The organism is Lactobacillus sp., from assembly GCF_051873315.1.
Classification (GTDB): domain Bacteria; phylum Bacillota; class Bacilli; order Lactobacillales; family Lactobacillaceae; genus Lactobacillus.
Genome location: NZ_JBJEES010000108.1, coordinates 16,729 through 20,089, shown reverse-complemented (window position 1 = coordinate 20,089; position 3,361 = coordinate 16,729). Strand labels below are relative to the sequence as shown.

At 49.0% G+C, this 3,361-nt stretch carries 1 protein-coding gene and 1 pseudogene; both read left to right on the top strand.

What is annotated here, in order from left to right; translation table 11 throughout:
• The first annotated feature begins 129 nt into the window (after positions 1–129).
• Entirely contained in the window at positions 130–2,532 is a 2,403-nt protein-coding gene (locus tag ACI32D_RS06340; protein ID WP_439775758.1) for a phosphoketolase family protein, read from the top strand.
• 238 nt (positions 2,533–2,770) lie between these two features.
• Positions 2,771–3,361, top strand: a pseudogene (locus ACI32D_RS06335) (SpaA isopeptide-forming pilin-related protein); the annotation flags it as partial.

The following is a 3,361-nucleotide window of genomic DNA, read 5'->3' as shown; positions in this document are numbered from 1 at the left end:
CTCTTTGCAAAGTATTTTAAGGATTTGCAAAATTGGTAGGATCCAATTAATAAATTAGTTGACTTATTTTCAGCAAATGGTATGATTAAAGCAAATAAAGAAAACAAGTTTCCTCAAAGGAGTAAAAAGATGGCAGTAGATTACGATTCAAAAGAATACTTAAAGAGCGTTGATGCTTGGTGGCGGGCCGCCAATTACTTGTCAGTCGGGCAACTCTTTTTGCTTAAGAACCCTTTGCTTAAGGAAGAACTGACGGCTGATGACGTTAAGATCAAGCCAGTTGGTCACTGGGGTACGATCGCGCCGCAAAACTTCATCTACGCCCACTTAAACCGGGTCATCAAGAAGTATGACTTGAACATGTTCTACATTGAAGGTTCCGGTCACGGCGGCCAAGTTATGGTTTCCAACTCATACTTGGATGGGTCATACACTGAAATCTACCCGGAAATTACTCAAGATGAAGCCGGGATGACCAAGCTTTTCAAGCGCTTCAGCTTCCCTGGCGGGGTAGCATCTCACGCGGCTCCAGAAACCCCAGGTTCAATCCACGAAGGCGGGGAACTTGGCTACTCCTTGTCACACGCAACGGGTGCCATCCTGGACAACCCAGACGTGATTGCCGCTACAGAAATCGGCGACGGGGAAGCAGAAACCGGCCCGCTGGCAGCTGGCTGGTTCTCCAACCGCTTCATCAACCCGGTCAAGGATGGGGCTGTTTTGCCGATTTTGCAGGTCAACGGCTTTAAGATCTCCAACCCGACCATTACTTCCCGCATGAGCGACGAAGAACTGACCAAGTACTTTGAAGGCATGGGCTGGAAGCCTTACTTCGTATCTACCTTCAAGGGCGGCCGCTTTGACGGGATGAAGAACATTGACCAGATTCACGAAGAAATGGCCAAGACCTTGGACGCTATCATCGAAGAGATCAAGGCCATTCAAAAGAATGCCCGGGAAAACGGCGATGAATCATTTGCCCACTGGCCGCTTTTGATCTTCCAATGCCCGAAGGGCTGGACTGGTCCTAAGGCAGATCTGGATGGCAAGCCGATTGAAAACTCCTTCCGGGCCCACCAGATTCCGCTTCCGGTTGACCAGAAGCACATGGACCACAAGGAACTTTTGCTGGACTGGCTGAAGAGCTACAAGCCAGAAGAACTGTTTGACGAAAACGGCTACCCGACTGACTTAGTCCTGCAAAACGCGGTTCACGGCGACCAGAGAATGGCCATGAACCCGGTCACCAACGGCGGGATCAACCCTAAGCGCTTGAACCTGCCAGACTGGCGCGACTTTGCCTTTGAAGTTGGCAAGCCTGGTTCAAAGAATGCCCAGGACATGGTGGAATGGGCCAAGTACCTGACCAAGGTGGCGGAACTGAACCCGACTACTTTCCGCGGCTTTGGTCCGGATGAATCCAAGTCCAACCGGCTCTTTGACTTCCTGGACAGCGAAAAGCGGCAATGGGAAAGCGAAATCCATGAGCCAAACGATGAAAATCTGGCTGCGCAAGGGCGCTTGATTGACTCGCAATTGTCAGAGCACCAAGACGAAGGGATGCTGGAAGGTTACGTATTGACTGGCCGCCACGGCTTCTTCGCTACTTATGAAGCCTTCGGCCGGGTGGTTGATTCTATGCTGACCCAGCACATGAAGTGGCTGCGGAAGGCTAAGGAACAATACTGGCGCCGCGATTACCCATCATTGAACTTTGTGGCCACTTCAACTGTCTTCCAGCAGGACCATAACGGCTACACTCACCAGGATCCAGGTCTTTTGACCCACCTGTTTGAAAAGAACCGGCCGGATATGATCCATGAATACCTGCCAAGTGACACCAACACCTTGCTGGCTGTTGCTGACAAGGCCTTCCGTGACCGGGAAGGGATCAACCTGCTGGTAACTTCCAAGCAGGAACGGCCGCAATGGTTCACTCCTGAAGAAGCAGCCAAGCTGGTTGACAATGGCTTGGGCTACATCGACTGGGCTTCAACTGACAAGGATGCCAAGCCGGACGTGGTCTTTGCTTCAACTGAAACTGAACCGACCATGGAAACTCTGGCAGCTATCGACATCCTGCACCAGAACTTCCCAGACCTGAAGATCCGCTATATCAACGTGGTTGACGTGATGAAGCTGATGGCACCGAAGGATAACCCGGCCGCTATTTCTCAAGAAGAATTTGACCGCCTCTTCCCAACTGACGTACCGACCATCTTCGCATGGCACGGCTACAAGACCATGATGGAATCCATCTGGTTTGCCCGCAAGCGTTACAATGTTTCAATTCACTGCTATGAAGAAAATGGTGATATTACCACGCCATTTGACATGCGGGTCTTGAACCACCTTGACCGCTTCGACCTGGCCAAGGACGCGGTTGAGCAAATTCCAGCCTTGAAGGACAAGAGCGCGGCCTTCATTGACAAGATGGACAGCCTGCTGTCTAAGCACCACGCTTACATCCGGGACCACGGTGAAGACATTCCAGAAGTAACTTCTTGGAAGTGGACTGGCCTGGACAAGTAAGAAGAGAAAAATAATAATTACAGAATTAGCAGATATCGTTCCAAAAGGGACGATATTTTTATTTTTACTAGCTGAAAAGGATTAAATGTGATAAAATGTAGTTTGAACAAGATAGCTATATTCTTATTTTTAAACTTTAATAAGGATAGGCAAACGGATCTGGCATCTCGATGGAAGGATGCAATTAATACGTGCCAATTGGTACAGGAAATATTAAATTGCAACGGGAGAACCTAACATGATGCAGATTATGAAAAAATCCAGAGCTTTTTTGCTGGCTGCAGTGTTGATTCTGCAGCTTATTTTGCCTTCCTTTGCGGGAGTGAGTCAGGCCGCTGCCAGTGAGGTCAGTGACCAGCTCGTCTTCATGCAGAAGGACAAAGAGCTGACTGGTAAAGATAAAAATGATTCCTTAAATTTGAAGCTGAGTTGTCAAGAAACGCTCACGCTCAAGCGGAGTAAAAATGAGGCTGACCTGGAGGTAAAAGTCAGTCTGCCAGACTTGGTAGATTTGGATAAAACCGCCACGGACAAGGCCAATAAAGAATTGAAGATTGACAAGCCGGAAGAGGCTGTCAAAGAAGTAGCCGCTTCTGAAAAAGAAAGCCGGCACCTTTTGCTGCACTTTGCCAAAGGGCAGAGCGAGCTGAAGTTTACGCTGACTGGCAAAGAAGTCGGCAGCGGTCAGCTGATCGCGACTTACCAGGAAGATGGCAAGGACTATTCCAGCTATCCGCTGGTGGTCAAGGTGGAGAATGAAGATACTGAAGAATCATCATCTTCTTCATCTACGTCATCTTCTGCTTCTTCATCATCAGCAGCAGGTAAT

Coding starts and splice junctions, on each gene's coding strand:
- ACI32D_RS06340 (WP_439775758.1), top strand. CDS start 130: ATGGCAGTAGATTACGATTCAAAAGAATACTTAAAGAGCGTTGATGCT.